General features: G+C 64.5%; 14 protein-coding genes and 1 pseudogene. 2 read left to right on the forward strand and 13 right to left on the reverse strand.

All coding sequences use genetic code 11. The annotated features are described in order from the left end of the window. Position 1: 1 nt before the first annotated feature. Positions 2 to 646: a dihydrofolate reductase family protein gene (locus J3E61_RS08960; RefSeq protein ID WP_210083308.1), complete on the reverse strand. Its 645-nt coding sequence runs from the start codon at positions 644 to 646 to the stop codon at positions 2 to 4. 88 nt (positions 647 to 734) lie between these two features. On the opposite strand from J3E61_RS08960, the gene J3E61_RS08965 reads away from it, so the two are divergent. Next, positions 735 to 3,062 carry an RNA-binding transcriptional accessory protein gene (locus tag J3E61_RS08965; protein ID WP_210083309.1) on the forward strand — a complete coding sequence of 776 codons (2,328 nt, stop codon included), beginning with the start codon at positions 735 to 737 and terminating at the stop codon, positions 3,060 to 3,062. Between the two features lie 5 nt (positions 3,063 to 3,067). Here J3E61_RS08965 and J3E61_RS08970 read toward each other — a convergent pair whose 3' ends face one another. From J3E61_RS08970 to J3E61_RS09020, 11 genes and pseudogenes are all read right to left on the reverse strand, one after another. Continuing rightward, positions 3,068 to 3,805: a hypothetical protein gene (locus tag J3E61_RS08970; RefSeq protein WP_210083310.1), complete on the reverse strand. Its 738-nt coding sequence runs from the start codon at positions 3,803 to 3,805 to the stop codon at positions 3,068 to 3,070. 142 nt (positions 3,806 to 3,947) lie between these two features. Next, positions 3,948 to 5,045, reverse strand: coding sequence for a sn-glycerol-3-phosphate ABC transporter ATP-binding protein UgpC (gene ugpC, locus J3E61_RS08975; RefSeq protein ID WP_210083311.1), 1,098 nt, complete (start codon positions 5,043 to 5,045; stop codon positions 3,948 to 3,950). 2 nt (positions 5,046 to 5,047) lie between these two features. Then, positions 5,048 to 5,881, reverse strand: a pseudogene (locus tag J3E61_RS08980) (carbohydrate ABC transporter permease); the annotation flags it as partial. 77 nt (positions 5,882 to 5,958) lie between these two features. Beyond that, the gene (locus J3E61_RS08985) at positions 5,959 to 6,852 is read right to left on the reverse strand and encodes an ABC transporter permease subunit (RefSeq protein WP_192724869.1); all 894 of its coding nucleotides are present in this window, start codon (positions 6,850 to 6,852) and stop codon (positions 5,959 to 5,961) included. A gap of 7 nt (positions 6,853 to 6,859) precedes the next feature. Continuing rightward, positions 6,860 to 8,140, reverse strand: a complete 1,281-nt coding sequence (locus J3E61_RS08990) for an ABC transporter substrate-binding protein (RefSeq protein WP_210083312.1) — start codon at positions 8,138 to 8,140, stop codon at positions 6,860 to 6,862. 5 nt (positions 8,141 to 8,145) lie between these two features. Then, on the reverse strand, positions 8,146 to 9,456 hold the full coding sequence (locus J3E61_RS08995; protein ID WP_210083313.1) for an alpha-glucosidase/alpha-galactosidase: 1,311 nt from the start codon (positions 9,454 to 9,456) through the stop codon (positions 8,146 to 8,148). Further along, a complete protein-coding gene (locus J3E61_RS09000; RefSeq protein WP_210085487.1) occupies positions 9,453 to 10,433 on the reverse strand; it encodes a DMT family transporter in 981 nt (326 codons plus the stop codon). The genes J3E61_RS08995 and J3E61_RS09000 overlap by 4 nt, the downstream gene beginning before the upstream one ends. Continuing rightward, the gene (locus tag J3E61_RS09005) at positions 10,433 to 11,404 is read right to left on the reverse strand and encodes an N-acetylglucosamine kinase (protein WP_210083314.1); all 972 of its coding nucleotides are present in this window, start codon (positions 11,402 to 11,404) and stop codon (positions 10,433 to 10,435) included. Before J3E61_RS09005 ends, J3E61_RS09000 begins: the two co-directional genes overlap by 1 nt. 7 nt (positions 11,405 to 11,411) lie before the next feature. Further along, complete coding sequence (locus tag J3E61_RS09010) at positions 11,412 to 12,578, reverse strand: SIS domain-containing protein (protein WP_210083315.1); 1,167 nt, start codon at positions 12,576 to 12,578, stop codon at positions 11,412 to 11,414. Continuing rightward, positions 12,571 to 13,887: a D-tagatose-bisphosphate aldolase, class II, non-catalytic subunit gene (locus tag J3E61_RS09015; protein WP_210083316.1), complete on the reverse strand. Its 1,317-nt coding sequence runs from the start codon at positions 13,885 to 13,887 to the stop codon at positions 12,571 to 12,573. Before J3E61_RS09015 ends, J3E61_RS09010 begins: the two co-directional genes overlap by 8 nt. Then, positions 13,884 to 14,771: a class II fructose-bisphosphate aldolase gene (locus J3E61_RS09020; protein ID WP_210083317.1), complete on the reverse strand. Its 888-nt coding sequence runs from the start codon at positions 14,769 to 14,771 to the stop codon at positions 13,884 to 13,886. Before J3E61_RS09020 ends, J3E61_RS09015 begins: the two co-directional genes overlap by 4 nt. A 131-nt stretch (positions 14,772 to 14,902) precedes the next feature. Here J3E61_RS09020 and J3E61_RS09025 point away from each other — a divergent pair, with 131 nt between their 5' ends. Further along, a complete protein-coding gene (locus J3E61_RS09025) occupies positions 14,903 to 15,682 on the forward strand; it encodes a DeoR family transcriptional regulator (RefSeq protein WP_192724876.1) in 780 nt (259 codons plus the stop codon). 18 nt (positions 15,683 to 15,700) lie between these two features. On the opposite strand, the gene J3E61_RS09030 is transcribed toward J3E61_RS09025, so the two are convergent. Beyond that, positions 15,701 to 16,855: a hypothetical protein gene (locus J3E61_RS09030; protein ID WP_210083318.1), complete on the reverse strand. Its 1,155-nt coding sequence runs from the start codon at positions 16,853 to 16,855 to the stop codon at positions 15,701 to 15,703. Positions 16,856 to 16,963 lie beyond the last annotated feature (108 nt).

A 16,963-nucleotide genomic window follows, 5' to 3' on the forward strand; every position in this document is an offset into this window, starting at 1 on the left:
TTCATCGGCGCCAGAACAGGTGGTGCGTCACCCCGCTGGGGCTGGGCACCACGTCGTGGTGAAATCGATCGTCCAGTTCATCGGGCGATTTCCAGAGGCGCGACCCGGCCCCGATCTCGACGTCTGAAACCGCCACGTGCAGGGTGTCGATGAGGTCAGCGTCGAGGAACTCGCGGATAGTGGTCGCGCCGCCGCCGAGACGGACGTCCTTGCTCTGTGCGGCCTCGCGCGCATTCGCCAGCACCGTCGCGGGATCGGCATTGACGAAGTGAAATGTCGTGTCGGACAACGTAAATGATGGACGCTCGTGGTGGGTCATGACGAACACCGGAGTATGGAACGGGGGCTCGTCGCCCCACCAGCCCTGCCATTCGTAATCACGCCACGGGCCGCGGAACGGACTGAACTTGTTGCTTCCCATGATTTCTGCGCCGATGTTGTTGGCGAAGTCCCGAGTGAAGTAGTCGTCGAGGCCACGGCTGCCGCCGGGGTCCGTGCGGTTCGGCCAACTCGCGGTCGCGCCTGCCCACGCCATCATCCGGGCCGGATTGGCGTCACCGAACGGACGATCGAGGCTCTGATTTTCACCGGCGCCGAATCCGTCTTTTGAGACGGCGAAGTTCTGGACTTTGAGTAGTTGGACCACGTGGAGTCTCCTAGTCGTAGACGTGCAACTGATCAGACCACCGGTGCCCGCAAAAGTCATCGCGGCACCGAGTCTGTAGAGTCATCGCGTGCCTGTCAGCCCACCCGCAAAGTCTGTAAATGCCCGTCTCGCTGCGGAATTGACCGTCGACGAAGTGCAGGTCGCCGCTGCTGTGCGACTGCTTGACGAGGGCGCGACCGTCCCGTTCATCGCCCGATACCGCAAAGAGGCGACCGGCAGCCTTGACGACGGCCAGCTGCGGATCCTCGAGGAGCGACTCCAGTACCTGCGCGAGCTCGACGACCGGCGAGCCGCAGTGCTCGCGTCGATCCAAGAGCAAGGGAAGCTGACCGACGAGTTGAAGGCCGCCCTGCTGGCCGCCGACACCAAGTCGCGGGTCGAGGACATCTATCTGCCCTACAAGCCGAAGCGAAGGACCAAGGCGCAGATCGCTCGCGAGGCGGGGCTCGAGCCGTTGGCCGACCGGCTGCTGGCCGATCCCACGCTGGTGCCTGACAAAGCGGCCGCGGAGTTTCTCGGCGACGACGTGGCCGATGCTGCTACAGCGCTGGACGGTGCGCGTCACATTCTCGCCGAGCGTGCCGCCGAGGATGCAGAGCTCGTCGGCGCCATCAGAGAGAAGTTCTGGGCCGGCGGCTCGCTGCGTACCGAGCCGTGGTCCGCCGAGACAGCGAAAAGCCCTGCAGCACAGAAGTTTCGCGACTACTTCGAATTCAGCGAATCACTGGAGACCATGCCGTCACACCGCGTGCTTGCCGTGATGCGGGGTGAGAAGGAAGAAGCGCTTGCGCTCACCTTCGACGGTGGTGACGAAGCGATTTATCACGCCATGATCGCCAAGACGCTGGGTATCGACATGTCGGCGAAGGCCGCCGCAACGCCGTGGCTGACCGCCACCGTCGAGTGGGCGTGGCGCACGAAGCTGATGATCTCGGGCAGGGTCGACGCCCGCCTGCGGTTGCGGCGCCGCGCCGAAGAGGAGGCCGCAGCGGTGTTCGCCAAGAACCTCAAGGATCTCCTGCTCGCCGCGCCCGCGGGGAACCGGACAACGCTCGGCCTGGATCCCGGCTTCCGGACGGGAGTCAAGGTCGCCGTGGTCGACGGCACCGGCAAGGTCCTTGACACCTGCGCGATCTACCCGCATCAGCCGCAGAAGCAATGGGATACGGCCAAGGCAACTTTGGCGGCGCTCGTCGCCCGCCACGGTGTCGAATTGATCGCCGTCGGCAACGGCACCGCATCGCGTGAGACCGATGCCCTTGCCGCCGAACTCATCGCCGACATCAGGGCCGCGGGCGCCAAGGCGCCCGCCAAGGCGATGGTCAGCGAGGCCGGCGCTTCGGTGTATTCGGCGTCTGCGTATGCGGCGCACGAGCTGCCGACGCTCGACGTGACGCTGCGTGGCGCGGTGTCGATTGCGCGGCGGCTGCAGGATCCGCTTGCCGAACTGGTGAAGATCGATCCGAAGTCGATCGGCGTTGGGCAGTACCAGCACGACATCACGCCGGGGACGCTGGCGCGCAGCCTGGACGCGGTCGTGGAGGACGCGGTGAACGCCGTTGGCGTCGACTTGAATACGGCGTCGGTCCCGCTGCTGGCGCGAGTGAGCGGGGTATCCGAATCCCTGGCCGAGGCGATCGTCGATCATCGGGACAAGACCGGCCCGTTCGCCAGCCGCAAGGCGCTGCTGAAGGTACCTCGCCTGGGTCCCAAGGCCTTTGAGCAATGCGCAGGCTTCCTGCGGATCCGCGGCGGCGACGACCCGATCGATGCGTCGGGTGTGCATCCCGAGGCGTATCCGGTTGTCCGTCGCATCCTGGACCGCTCAGGCGTGACGCTGGCTGAGCTGATCGGCAACGAGCGGTCACTGCGGTCGCTTCGGCCTGCCGACTTCGCCGATGACCGATTCGGCATTCCCACGGTGACCGACATCCTCGCCGAACTGGAGAAGCCGGGACGCGATCCGCGGCCGGCGTTCTCGACGGCGACGTTCGCCGCTGGTGTGGAGAAGGTCGCCGACCTCAAGGTGGGCATGGTGCTGGAAGGCGTGGTCACCAACGTCGCCGCGTTCGGTGCGTTCGTGGATGTCGGCGTGCATCAGGACGGCCTGGTGCACGTCTCCGCGATGGCCGACCGCTTCGTGTCCGACCCGCATGAGGTGGTCCGCTCGGGGCAGGTGGTGCGGGTCAAGGTGGTCGCGGCTGACGTCGAGCGCCAGCGGATCGGGTTGAGCCTGCGACTGAACGACACACCGGAGCGCGGCCAGGCCAAGCGCGCCGATCAGGGTCGTGCCAAGCGCCCAAACCCCAATCGTGGCAAGGATTCTGGCCGACGTACCCAAGACGCGGGCGGGTCGATGGCAGATGCGTTGCGCAAGGCGGGTTTCGGGACCTGATCCGGCTACGGCGTCGTAGCCCTGCCTGCACTGAGATAGCGGTAGGTGTACACCAGGAACAACACCGCCACGGGCGCGAAGACGAGCAGCCCGACTACCAATAACACCTCGCCGACGAGGATCAGGCCGACGAACGTCAGCGTCACCGACAACGCTGTCCAGAAATCGCCCCGCGAGATCGCGCGGCTGGCCCTCAGCGCATCGAGCGGCGACAGGTCACCGTCGAGCAGAGCGACAAGCGCGAACACCAACCAGACGCTCACCACGACTCCCGGCAGCCAGCACAGCGCGAAGCCGACGGCGATCAGCGCCGCAACCAGAAGTTGCGTCCCGACGGCTGCACCGATTCTGCGCGGTTTGAAGAAGCACCCCAGCGGGGCGCGGTACCCGTCGGCGATGCGCAGGATGCCGGAGAGGTACGCGGACTGCATCACCGCGCCGACGGCGACCATCACGCCCGCCCCAACCAGCCTGACGATGTTGGCCGGCGTCGAGAGGTACGCGACCATCGAGGCGGCGGCATCGCGGGGCGGTGATAGGTCGACCATGTTCGTGTGCGGGGCGGCGTCGACGGCGATGTCCAGTCCGAGGAAGAGACCGACGGTGATGGTGCTGTACACCAGGGTCGCGACCATCAGCGCCACAGCATTCTGGCTGAATACGGAGAACGCCCAGGAGACGGCGGCGCCGATTCGATACCGCCGCGGCGGGTAGGCGGCTGCTGCCGGATATTGAGATGTCATGGTCGTGCTCCAAGCGTCAGCGGCGCGGACATGCTTGGTGGGCAGTCGCCGCGGGCACCCACTCACAGGTATGGGCGCAACGGGACCCGGTTGGGGACAGTTTTCAGCGGCGCCAGTCGCGACGCCTACTCAAAGTTCCTGTTCAAGCGTGGCCGAGGGAGACGTGCTCGCGGGTACGGCGCACGTCGCCGGTCTCGGCGTCGAAGAAGTACGTCCGGTCCTGTGGCAGGGCGAGCCCAATTCGCACTCCGCTGGCCAACTCGGTGCCGGCCGGAGCGTTCACGATCACCGGCACCCGTCGTCCGCCGACCTCCACCTGGGCCGTCACCAGGACGTGACTGCCGAGGGGCTCGGTGAAGTCGACGCGGGCAGGCACCATGCCGTCGATGTAGCTGGTGTGCAACTGCAGATGCTCGGGCCGTACGCCGACGGTCACCGGGCCATCGGGCGAGGGAACGGCGGTCACCTCCGTCTCGCCGACGTGCAGGACGCCGGAGCGGATGACGCCCGGAATCAGGTTCATCGGCGGGCTGCCCATGAACGCGGCCACGAAGGTGTTGGCGGGGCGGTTGTAGATGTCGTCGGTGGTCCCGATCTGTTGTACTTCGCCACCTGCCATCACACAGAGCCGATCACCCAACGTCATCGCCTCGACCTGATCATGGGTGACGTAGATCGAGGTCACCGGAACCTCACGGTGGAGCCGTTTCAGATCACCGCGAACCTGGTTGCGCAGCTTGGCATCCAGATTCGACAGCGGCTCGTCGAGCAGGAAGGCCTGCGGTTTACGCACCAGCGCACGCCCCATGGCCACTCGCTGCCGCTGACCGCCCGACAGCTGGCCAGGCTTGCGGTCGAGCAGTTCGGTGATCTGCAGCAGTTCTGCCGTTTCCCGGACCCTTCGTTCGACCTCGGCCCGGGGCGTGCGGCGTTGACGCAGACCGTATGCCAGATTGCGGTACACCGACATGTGGGGATACAACGCGTAGTTCTGGAACACCATCGCGATGTCGCGTTCGCCCGGTGCAAGGTTGTTGACGACCGCGCCGCCGATTCTGATCTCACCCGAAGTCGGCTTGTCGAGTCCGGCCAGCAGGCGTAGTGCGGTGCTCTTGCCGCAGCCCGACGGGCCAACCAGAATCAGGAATTCGCCTTCTGCCACAGTCAGATTGAGGCCGTTGAGCGCGGTCACTCCCCCGGCGTACCGTCGTGTGACGTCACGAAACTCTACTTCGGTCATGTTCAACCCTTCAGTCCGGTATTGGCCACCGACTGGACGAAGTATCGCTGCGCTCCAATGAAGACCAGCAGCATCGGCAACAAGCTCATCACGTTGGCCGCCATCAACAGCGGCCATTTCACGCGATGCGCACCCTGAAAGTAGCTGAGCCCCAACGGAACCGTCATCTGATCATGTGAGGTGATCACGATCAGCGGCCACAGGAAGTCGTTCCACGATGTCAGCGCCGTCAACGCTGCCAGCGTCGACAATGCAGGCAGCGACAGCGGCAGCACGATCTTGAACAGCACACCAAGCCGCGACGTGCCGTCCACCCGGGCGGCTTCCTCGAGTTCGACGGGCACCGTCTGAAAGAATTGGCGCAGAAAGAAGATCCCGAATGCCGTCGCCAGGTTCGGCAACATCAACGCGCCGATGTGGTCGATCCCCAAACCCGCCCACACGTTGTCGCCGAACCATTTGACGATCAGGAACACCGGGATCATCGTGACCTGGAAGGGCACCATCAGGGTTGCCATCAAAGTGACGAATAGTGCTCCGCGACCGAGGAATCGAATCCGGGCGAATGCGTAGCCGGCCAAACTGCAGACGACCAGGTTGCTCACCAGCACCACAAGGGTCACCATGACGCTGTTGAGAAAGAAGTGGCCGAACGGCGCGGCCGCCCATGCCTCGGAGTAGTTCTCGAACCGCGGGCTCTCCGGTATCAACACCGGCGGAAACCGGTTGGCCTCACCCTCGGTTTCCAGCGAGGTGACCAACATCCACAACAGGGGGACGACCAGCAGGAAGCTCAGCGGAATGAGCACCAGGTGCCACGGACTGAAACCCAGCCGCGACCGCCGTTCACTGACAGGCGCCAGCGGTTCCTGGGCCTCGGGTTCTGCTGTGAGAGTGGACAATTGCGGCGTGGTCATGAGATGTGTGCATACTTCCTGGCGACACGGAACTGGACTGCGGTGATCAAGAGGATGACCACGAACAGCGCGTAGGCCATCGCCGCGGCGTAGCCCGCATCGAACTGCACGAAGGCGCGGTCCCACAGGTAATACACGATGACGGTGGTGGCGCGCAGCGGCCCGCCACGCGTGGTCGCATACACCTCGTCGAACAGTTGCAACGCGTTGATCGTCAGCCACACGACGAGGAACAGATTCGCCGGGCCCAGCAATGGCACCGTGATGGTGCGAAAGCGTGTGAACGCCGTCGCACCGTCGATCGCTGCGGCCTCATGCAACTCGGCCGGGACTCCCTGCAGCGCGGCCAGATACACGATGACCGAGAAACCCGTCCAGCCCCAGATGGTCATCGCCACGATCACATACAGCGCCTGCGTCGGTGATGCCAGGAACGGTTGTGACTGCACCCCAACGGAATTGAGCGCCGCGTTGACCAGACCATAGTCACGATCCGTCAGCCACAAGAAGATGATGCCCTGCGAGATGGTCGACACCGCCATCGTGATGTACGCGGTCGTCCGGTACACCGAGATGAAGCGAACCGAGCGATTCATCGCCGACGCGACGAACAAGCCGACCAGCATGGTGCCCGGGACGAACAGCGCCGTGTAGACGATAGTGTGCTTGATCGCTTCGACGAAGACGGGATCGGTGGCCAGCTTGCGGTAATTGTCGAGGCCCACCCACGGCGTCTCCGGGGTGAGCAGATCGGAGTGCTGAAACGACAGCACCAGCGACATGACCACCGGCAGCAGGCCGAATATCCCGATGAGCACCGCTGCGGGGCTCACCAGCGTCCACCCCGACAGGCTGTCCGAGCGACCGATACGGTCCAGCAATGCGGGCATCTGACTCCTACTTGCCGGCCAGGGCGGTGTCGGCGGCCTGCACCGCGGAGTTCAGCGCCGCTGCCGGTTGATCCTTGCCGAGCATCACCGAAACGATCGCCTGACCGAGAGCTTCTGAGATGGCGGGGTACTGCTCGACCTGCGGTCTGACCTTCTTGACGTTGTTCAGGTTCTCCACGAATGTCGCACTGCCCGGCAGCTTTTCGTTCATCTTCGCCAGCAGGTCGGCGTCCTTGCCGACAGAGATGCGGGTCGGCAGATCGCCGGTGCCCAACGAGAAGGCCTTGACCTGCTCCGGTGCGGTCAGCCACTTCACGAAGTCGAGCGCTGCCTGCTTCTTCTTGTCACCGTTGTTGAAGACCACCCAGTTGTCCGGTCCGGAAATCGTCTGATGTGCACCGCCCGAACCGGCGAAGGTCGGCATCACCTGCACGCCGTAGTCGATGTCGCTGAGGGAACTCAGATCCCACGGGCCGGTGACCAGCATGGCGACCTTGCCGCTGTTCATCAGCTTCGGCCCGTTCTCGTTGGTGGTGTCCAGGTACAACGACTTGTCGGTGACAGCCATCTGCTGCAGCGTAGTCAGCGCCTTGACGCCCGCCTCCGAGTTGAACGTCGCGTGCTGGTTGTCGGCGGACAGGATGTCGCCGCCGGCCTCCCAGAGCATCGGAACGTAGTGCCAGACCGTGTCCTCGCTGCCGTCGGCGGGAATGAGCCAGCCGTACTGCCCCTTGGTGGGATCGGTCAGCTTCGCGGCCGCGGCGCGGAAGTCGTCCCACGTCCAGGTCGGTGACGGCGGCGCGACGCCGGCGTCGGCGAACAGCTTCTTGTTGTAGACGATCGCGAGGTTGTCGACCAGTGCGGGGACGCCGACGATCTTGTCCCCCACGGTGGCCGCCTGCCGCTCGGCCGGATAGAAGTCGTCCCACTTCCAATCCGGTGCAGAGACGACGTCGGACATGTTGACCAGCTGTGGGATCTTGGCGATGTTGGGCGACCACGAGCCGAACATGTAGGCGACGTCGGGCGCACTGTTTCCCCGGACGGCGGTCAGAACCTTTTGCAGCACAAGGTCATTGCTGGAGTACAACTCGGTGACTTTGACGTCGGGATGCGCCTTGTTGTACTGGTCGATCAGCCCCTTGAACACGTCGCCCTCGGTGTCCTGGTAGCCGTGCCACACGGCGATCTCGACCGGGCCCGAGGATGACGTGCCGCCACCGCCGCAGGCGGCGAGCACGAGCGCCAAGACAGCTACCAGAGCAAGGCCCAGCCGGCGTCCAATCACGGTGATCACTCCTTTGTTGATGAGCGCAGCGGCTCGGGTAGTAGGTCCGCATGCGCGATGGTGAGCTCGTCGCACAGCTGCCAGATCTGATCGGCACTCAGCGTGGCCGCGGTGTTCGGGTCCACCATGGCCGCCGCGCGCACCAGACGTGGGTTCCCGTCGACGGCCGCACGCACTGCGAGGTCGACAGGCCCGAGAAAACTGCGGTTGAGTGCCGCGCACTGCGGCGGCAGGTCGCCCACCTTCATCGGATGAGCGCCCAACGCGTCGAGCAGTGTGGGGACTTCGACGGCCACACCGTCGGGCAGGTTGGTGATCAGACCCGCGTTGACGACGTTCGCCGAGATCACTCGCGTGGTGCCTGTCTCAAGGGAGTGGATCACCTGCGGTGCGTACTCCGTGGACGTGGTGTCCACCGGCAGTGAGTTCGCGGTGACCAATTCGGCTCGCACGCGGTCATATTCGGCGAGGTTGCGCTCGCTGATGGCCACGTATTCGCCGATGTTGATCCGCAGCCGCTCCACCTCGCTCGGATGGTGCAGATACCACGGCACGTATTCACTGGAGTGCTCGCTGGTCTCTGTGGGGTAGTAGCCGAGTCGGCGGTACATGTCGACTCGCACACGTCTGCGTAGTTCCGGGTCGTCGTGAATTCGCTCATCCAGCAACGGATAGAGATCCTGGCCGCCGCGCTCCCACCGCAATACCCACGCTTGGTGGTTCACTCCGGCCGACCAGTAGGTCACCTCGTCGTACGGCACGGAGATGAGCTCGCACAGCCCCACCATCGTCCAGTACACGGAGTGACACAGCCCGAGGACCTTCAATCGCGGGGCGACGTGGTGCAGGAAGGTGACGTTCATGGCCATCGGGTTGGTGTAGTTGAGCAGCCACGCGTCTGGACACACCTGTTCCATGTCACGGGCGATGTCGGCGAGCACGGGAAAAGTCCTGAGCCCGCGGAAGATTCCGCCGACGCCGATGGTGTCGCCGATGGTCTGGTGCAGTCCGTAGCGCGCTGGTATCTCGAAGTCGCGCAGGGTGGCTTCATGCATGCCGACCTGGATGACGTTGATGACGTAGTCGGCGCCATCGAGCGCGCGTCGCCGGTCGAGCGTCGCGACCACTTCTGGTTGGGCGCCGGCCGCCACTGCGGTGGCGCGGGCGATCGCCTCCGCCGTCTGCAGTCGCTGCGCGTCGATGTCGTGCAGCACAACGCGACTCGATGCGAGTTCCGGGAATGACAGGATGTCGCCGAGTAGCTCGCGGGTGAACTCGACGCTGCCGGCACCGATGATGACGACCGTCGGCTTCATGTCAGGCTCCCTGGCTGACTCTTGACGGAAGCGGCCGGTTCCAGGACCGCCGCCGTGGGTGCTTCACCGCGTTTCTCGTCGCTGTACACCATCAGCGTCGAGCCGACGAGCGCCAGCACGATGCCGACCGCCCCATACGGACTGGGCAGCGTCTGGTAGGCGACGAGCGACACGATGATGGTCAGCGCCGGGGCAAGCGCGTTGGTGGTCGGCGCGACGATGGTGGCCTTGCCGCGGCTGAGCGCCATCACCAGAAACAGCGCGCCGACCGCGTTGAGCAGCTGGGTTGCCGCAGTCAATGCCGGTGCCTGCCAGGGAAAGTCGGTTGGAAGACCGCCGAGCGAGATCAGCGCAACCGGGATCAACAGGATGGCGCTGATGGCCATCCACCCGAAGGTGGTGGCGTCGTTGACCCCGATCGTCGCCGTCTTGCGCATGAAATAGGCCTGCACGCCCCACGCCACGCAGATCAAGATGGCCAGCGGCAGCCACGGGCCCGACGACCGGTCGGAATCCCCGCCGGTGATGCTGAACAGCACGATGGCCGCCAATGCCGCGACGAGGCCGACGCAGGCCAGTGTGCTGATCCGTTCGCGCAACAACACCATCGCCATGATCACGGTGATCGCCGGTGAGATCGAAACGATCGGGAAGATGAGGTAGGCCGGACCCATGGTCAGCGCCTGGAACAACAGCAGTTGGCCGCCCGCACCCGTAAGGCCGATGAGTAGCCCGTAGATCGTGGCTTGGGGCCTGCGGTCGAAGTGCTGGCCGCGCAGCACGAAGACCGCGGGGATGATCATCGTCAGCGCCCAGATGCTGTAGATCATCTGGTCGGGGTAGCCATACCAGTTTGCGGGTAGCGCCGAGAACGCTCCCCAGATCCCCCAGAACACGATCAGCAGCGCGGCGTAGAAGATCCAGCTGCGGGTGGCCTTGCTCGTCGATGCGTCGGTCACGGTGTCTTCACCTCGAATCAGGTTGTGCTGGTGGTCAGTTGATGCAGCGCGCTCGGATTCAACGGCCGGCCGCTGTGCTTGGCGGCGTACAACGCTGCCCCTACCGCCGGGTCGAGCAGCGGACGCTGCAAGTCGTACTTGGCCGGTTGCTGCTGGAGAACACTCAGGAACCGCTCGAGGAAGCCCTGGTCGGAGAACATGCCGCCCGAGTACGACACCGCAACGGTCTCCTGGTCGGTGAATCCGACGAGTTTCCTTGTGGTTTCGATGAGCATGACTAACTCGTCGGCAGCTTCGGACAGGATCTTGACCGCGACAGGATCTGCGGCGTAAGCCGCCTTGCAGACGGTGGTCGACAATGCGGCTATCGAACTGCGGTTGCCGGACCACTTGTCGATGACCAGGCTCACCACGTCGAGATCACCTGCCAGATGCAGGTGCTCCTTGAACAAGGTGTACAGCGGTCCCCGCACGAGCCTGCCGTCGCTCATCCGACTGAACGCGTTGAGGCCCTGCGCGGCAACCCAATACGCCGATCCCTCGTCGCCGAACAGCTCGCCCCAGCCGCCGACACGGTGCCCGACGCCCTGGCGTTCGCCGTAAGTCATCGATCCGGTACCGCTGATGACATTGATGCCGTCTTCGCAGGCCAGCGAGCCTGCCCAGCCGCAGACCATGTCGTTGTTGCAGCTATAACGATCGTGGCCCAGCACATGTCGAGGGGTTGCATCGAGTCGGTCGATGTCGTCGCTCGCCTCGCCATATCCCGGAATACCGAAGAACGCCGCGTCGATGTCGGCGGTTTCGATGCCGAGTTGGCCACAGATATCGGAAACACCCTGCGCGAGAACGCGTTCGACCACGTCGAAGCCATCGTTGAAGTAGTACGACGTCGGCGCGGTCGCGCGGGCAAGGACATGTCCGCCGTCGTCGATCAGCGCGAACGCCGTCTTCGAACCGCCGCCGTCGACACCTAGGTAACGAGCCATGGTCTTCTCACCGCCCATTCGGGGTTTCAGGAGAGGTCATCGGGTAGATGGTCACGCCGCGCACCACGCGGCTGACTTCCCCGGACGGGAACGGATTGTCCGGTGTCTTGGCGTATTCCAGTGAAGTGAACAGTGCAAGGTATTGCGCGAACACCAAGTAGCTCAGCGCCACTCGTGGGTCATCGAGGCCGTCGAGGCCGGGCAATACGATGGCAGGCCCGTGCGATGCCGGTATCGGATCGGTGCTGATGACCGTCACGGAGGACTGTCCGAGTTGCGCTCGGATCTCGGCGATGATGTCCAGGTCGTAACGGCGGGTGTACGGGTCGGTCGAGACATAGATGACGACGTGGGTGTCGGCATCGAGCACCGATTTCGGTCCATGCCGGAATCCCAACGGAGAGTCGAAGTATGTGACGACCTCGCCGGCAGTCAACTCGAGCAGTTTGAGCGCTGATTCACGCGCGAGACCCTCCAGGGGTCCGCTGCCCAGGTAGACGAATCGTTGCTTCTTGGCTCGGGCGAGGGCGCGGATATCGGGCTGCAGGCCGGCGACGTGTTCGGCGGCGCGGGCAAGTGCCTCGGCATCTTGGGGGCTGGCCGGTCCCAGCATCATCAAGCAGGACAACAACATCGACGTCAGGCTCGATGTCATGGCGAAGCCCGTGTCGTTCGTGCGTTCAGGCATGTACACCACCCGTGAGTTCGGCTGTGCACGATGTGCGCGGCCCAACTCACCGTCCCGGTCACAGGTGTAGACGAGGTGCCAGGCGTCGGTGATGAGTTCGTCGGCGAGAACGGTGGTTGCCAAGCTCTCTGGACTGTTCCCGGAGCGGCCGAAGGACACCAGCAGTGTGGGTGTCTCAGGCTCCAGGTAGTCCGAGGGGTTGGCGACGATATCCGTGGTGGGGATCGCGTCGACACGCCTGCGCAGATGACGCCGCAGCGCAGGGGCGGCGATCTCACCCACGAAAGCTGAACTGCCCGCCCCGGTCAGTATCACCCGCAGGTTCGGCCGGTTGATTACGTCCAGCAGGAAGGAGCTGACACCGTCGTCGGCTCGCGCAGCGATCTCACGCCATGCGTCGGGTTGCTGGGCGATCTCCAGAATTGTTGCGCCGCCCTCGTTTTGGGCGGTGAGGCCGTCGCGGTCATGAACAGACGAGCTAGTCATTGGCACCTCCGGCGGTCGCGTGTGCGTACGGTCGCAAGGCGTCGCGTATTCGGTCGAGTACCAGCGACTGTGCGACGGGGTCCAGGACGCCCGCCCGGATGCGCTCATACTGGCACGGCAGAAATTGGCTGATGAGCGGCAACGGAATACCGGTGCGGTCGAGGTTTGCCAGCAATGTCCGGCGCGCGGCGTCGACCCGCTCGTCGGCCCAGTAGTAGCGCAGTCGGTCGCTGTAGCTGTATCGGCGGGACGTGCGCTGTGTCACCGGATCGCCTTCGTAATAGCCGCGCCAGTGGTCGGGTTCGTCGAGCATCCGCCGTTCGATCACCTCGACCAGATTGGACCGCGACGGTCGCGGCACCAACTCCGTCTCGATGAGGCTCAGCGCGAACAGCGCTTCGCGCATCGCGAACGTCAACGCGGGCCCGACCTTGAGAACGGCCCAGTGGTCCTCCACCAGTTCCCGTAGCTGCTCGGGTCGCTGATAGTCGGTGGAATGCGCCTCGAACACCAGGGTGTCCTCGCTGTCGAGCACACGGCGCAACTCGGTGGTCGCGCTGCGCTCGTAGTCGATGACGTTGAGATGGTCGAACTCGACGCCCGGCTGCACCACGAGGGCCATGACACGCGACCACACGTGTGCCAGGCCAACTTCCGCGAAGGCGTTGCGATGCGCGGCGATGGTCAGCCGCGCCCGGTCGGCCGGTGTGGGGGTCAGGCGGCTGAGTGTTACATGCGCACCGCCTGGCACCGGGACCTCGGTCCCGATCACGTAGGTGGGTGGCTGTAAACCGCTGCGGTTGGCAGTGTCTTCCGCGACAGCGAGCAGCCGCGCCGTTCGGGTTGCGACGACCTCGTCCGAAAGGGTCTCCGGATCGTCCGCACACGCCATGCTGCAGTCGAGGTGGATCTTCCGGTACCCGGCTTCGACGTAGACGCGTATCAGGTCTTCTGCGTTATCCATTGCAGCACTGGCGGTTTGGCGCTGCCACCTATTCGGACCGAGGTGATCGCCGCCGAGCACCACCCGGTCGCGGGCGAAACCACTCTGATCGGCAATGCCGAGAACCATGTCGCGGAACTCCGCGGGCCGCAGGCCGGTGTAGCCGCCGAACTGGTCGACCTGATTCGAGGTCGCCTCGATGAGCACATAGCTGCCGTCTGCGGCGGCTTGCGCGATGGCGGCCTCCACCACGGTGGGATGCGCGGAGCACACCGAGTAGACGCCCACCGGTGTGCCGGCCTTGTGCTGGCGGACGGTTTCGGCGAGCCAGTCGACCAGCGTCGTGTTCGATTCGACCCTGCTCATCGCGCATCACGCTGCCCGGCGCCTGCTGCTTGGCGCGGCGCTACGGTTTGGCACAGGTCCGCCACGGTGTCGGCGATGGCTCGCCGTCCCGCGGCGAGGTACGCGCGGGGGTCCACCTTCAGTGGCTCGCTGGAAAGGCCGGCCCGGATGGCGCCGGTGTAGGCGACATTGAGTGCGGTTCCGATGTTGATCTTGCGGATCCCGGCATCGACCGCTCGTCGAAGCTGGTCGTCGGCAACACCGGAAGATCCGTGCAGCACAAGGGGAATCGCGACGACGGCGGCCAGTTGTCGGATCAGTTCGATATCGAGGCTGGCATCGCGGGTGGTCATCGCATGCGTGCTCCCCACGGCCACCGCCAGTCCGTCCACACCGGTCTGTTCGGCGAACGCTACAGCTTCGCCGGGATCGGTTCGTGCGCCCGCAGTGTGCGCCCCATGTCCCTTGCCGCCGATCTCCCCCAACTCCGCCTCGACCCACAACCCGGATGAGTGGGCCTGCACAGTGAACGACCGGGTCTGGTCGATGTTGGCTTGGTAAGGCAGGTGCGCGGCGTCGATCATGATCGACGTGACGCCGAGTTCAGTGCCGGTCTCGAGCGCCTCGGCGATCAGCGCTTCGTCCTGAAAGTGATCGAGGTGCAACGCCAACGGTGCCGTCGAGCACCGTGCGATGTGCGCACAGGCCGACACCAGGGGCGCGATCTGGCCGCCGTGAAACTTCACGGTGTTCTCGCTGATCTGCATGAGCGCGGGGACGTCCGCCCGTTCGGCACCCTGCGCGATGCCTTCTGCGTGCTCGACCGTGATCACGTTGAACGCGAGCACTGCTGCGCGCTGCGCTGCTGCGGAGGTGACGAGGTCGGCCGTCGCTACCAGAGGCACGTGACCGCCCGGTGCAAGATCGTGTCGAACATTCGTCGATCATGAGAAGCTCGCTCAAAGCGCGCAATACGAGACCGCGAAACGATCAGTAAAACTGAGCGTCTCCTGTCACCTCCTGGGAGTTGTCTGCAATGTCGATCAAACGCACGGACCGCATGCGTCAGGTGCTCTCACTTCTGCGCGACCGCGGAGAGGTGGCGTCGCAACTGCTGTGCGACGAGTTGGGGGTATCGGCGGCGACATTGCGCCGCGACCTCAGCGAACTCGAGGAACAGGGTCTGCTGGTGCGGACCCACGGCGGCGCCAAGGCGTTGGACCCAAGCGGTAGTGAGATCCCGGTGCGGCTGCGCGATCATCGGATGGTCGCGATCAAGCGACGCATCGCGCAGCACGCCGCGGCGCTGATACCCGCTGGCGCACAGGCGGTTGCGCTCACCGGCGGAGTCACCACCGCCGAGGTTGCCCGATCGTTGAAGGGCCGCCCGCAGATGACCATCGTCACCAATTCGCTGACGATCGCGGCCGACTGCGCGGTGGACGCCCACATGAAGGTGATCGCGACCGGCGGATTGGTCAGGGCCAACACACTGGAAGCTGTCGGCCCGATGTCCGAGCACGCATTTCAGGTGGTCACTGTCGGGACAGCGGTCCTGGGTGCCGACGGAATGTCGGCCGAAGTGGGTGCGACGACGTTCGATGAGGCCGAAGCCCGCACCGCGATTGCGATGGCGACGAACGCGCAACGGGTGGTCGTCGCCGTCGACGGATCGAAGATCGGCAAGGTGACGCTGGCAAAGATGGTGTCGCTCAACCAAATTGATCATCTGGTCACCGATTCCTCCGCGGATCCCCAACAACTGGAACGCATTGCAGCCAGCGGCGTGCGGGTTCACGTCGTTGAGGTGAGCTAGCGGGCCCTGCAGGCGTATTCACGCGTTCGTGTGCAAGCGCTCGGCCAAGCCGAATGTCTGTACGAAGGTCAGCCAATCCGCCCCCGAAACCTCGTAGTCAGCGCGCCCATGTTCGGCGGGTACGTCATCGGGCCAGGAAAATCGCTTGTCCAAACCCGAGACAGAGTCGCGGCAACTGATGGTCAGTGGTGCAATGCCGGGAATGGACACGGTCATGCCGGGCCACGTCGACCAGTGGTTGAACATCGCATCGCTGAAGACATTCCCGATGGTTGGAACGGGTACGCCGGCCAAGGTGACCAACGGGTTTTGCACAGGCCGGTAGGTCACCGGGGCCGCAGTCACCTGCGCAGGCAACACCGAAGCGAAGACCGCATGGGTATACGGGTCCATCACTCGGATCGAGTCTGGGCCGACCTCGATGGCCAGCCGTGGTTTGCCGACTGATTGCATGAATTCGCCGCGTTTTCCAACCGCGAACGATCCAATCTCTTGAACCAGCAACGGGTTCGGGAACAGCAGACAACGAGTCGGCTCGCCTGGCTGAGGCGGTCGCGTGTCCAGACCGCTCGAACGGCCGACGATCGAAAGGATCTCCTCGAACTCCGTGGCGGGCAGCCACGCGTCGATGTCGACGGGAAAGCCGTAGCCCGCGTCCGGTGCATCGAGCCGAGTTCCGTTGGAAATTCGGCGATCCCGACCGCCGAGAATGAACCGCTTGGCGCCGCAGTGCAGGTGCAGTGCCGTGCCCATTGTCACGCCGCCGGTCTGCCCCCAGGTACCCAGCTTCGCGCCGCTGAGCGAATACACATCGCCGGGCCGGGTGCTGACGGTCAGACCGTCAGACGTGAGGGAGATGATGATCTTTCGACGCCGAGACCACCAATGCCAGCCGTAGACGCCTGCAAAAAGCAACGCCAGTGATCCGTATCGAAATCCCTCCCCAGTGGTTTCCTGGACCCACTCGGAGCTGTCCGCGGCAAGCGATTGCACGCCCATGTAGAGGCCGCCGAGGACGGCCGAGAACGCCAATATCCCGGCGACCATGATCAGGTACGACTTACCGGGGCTCTCTTGCCAACGGGGCCCCGTCTTCGACGCGACTTTGGCGCCCCAGAACGGGGGCTGCGCCACGAATTGCCGGGACGTAGCCGCTGCGGTGTTGGTGTGCATCGTGACTCCTCTGGCCTGAAGGCTGCCAACCGAGAACAAGGTTGGTTCCGGCTAGAAGTGTGTTCGACCGAGCAGCATTGGCCTATGGGGCATTTGCCTACTTTTTGC

It is taken from the genome of Mycobacterium sp. OAE908, from assembly GCF_017872775.1.
Taxonomy (GTDB): domain Bacteria; phylum Actinomycetota; class Actinomycetes; order Mycobacteriales; family Mycobacteriaceae; genus Mycobacterium.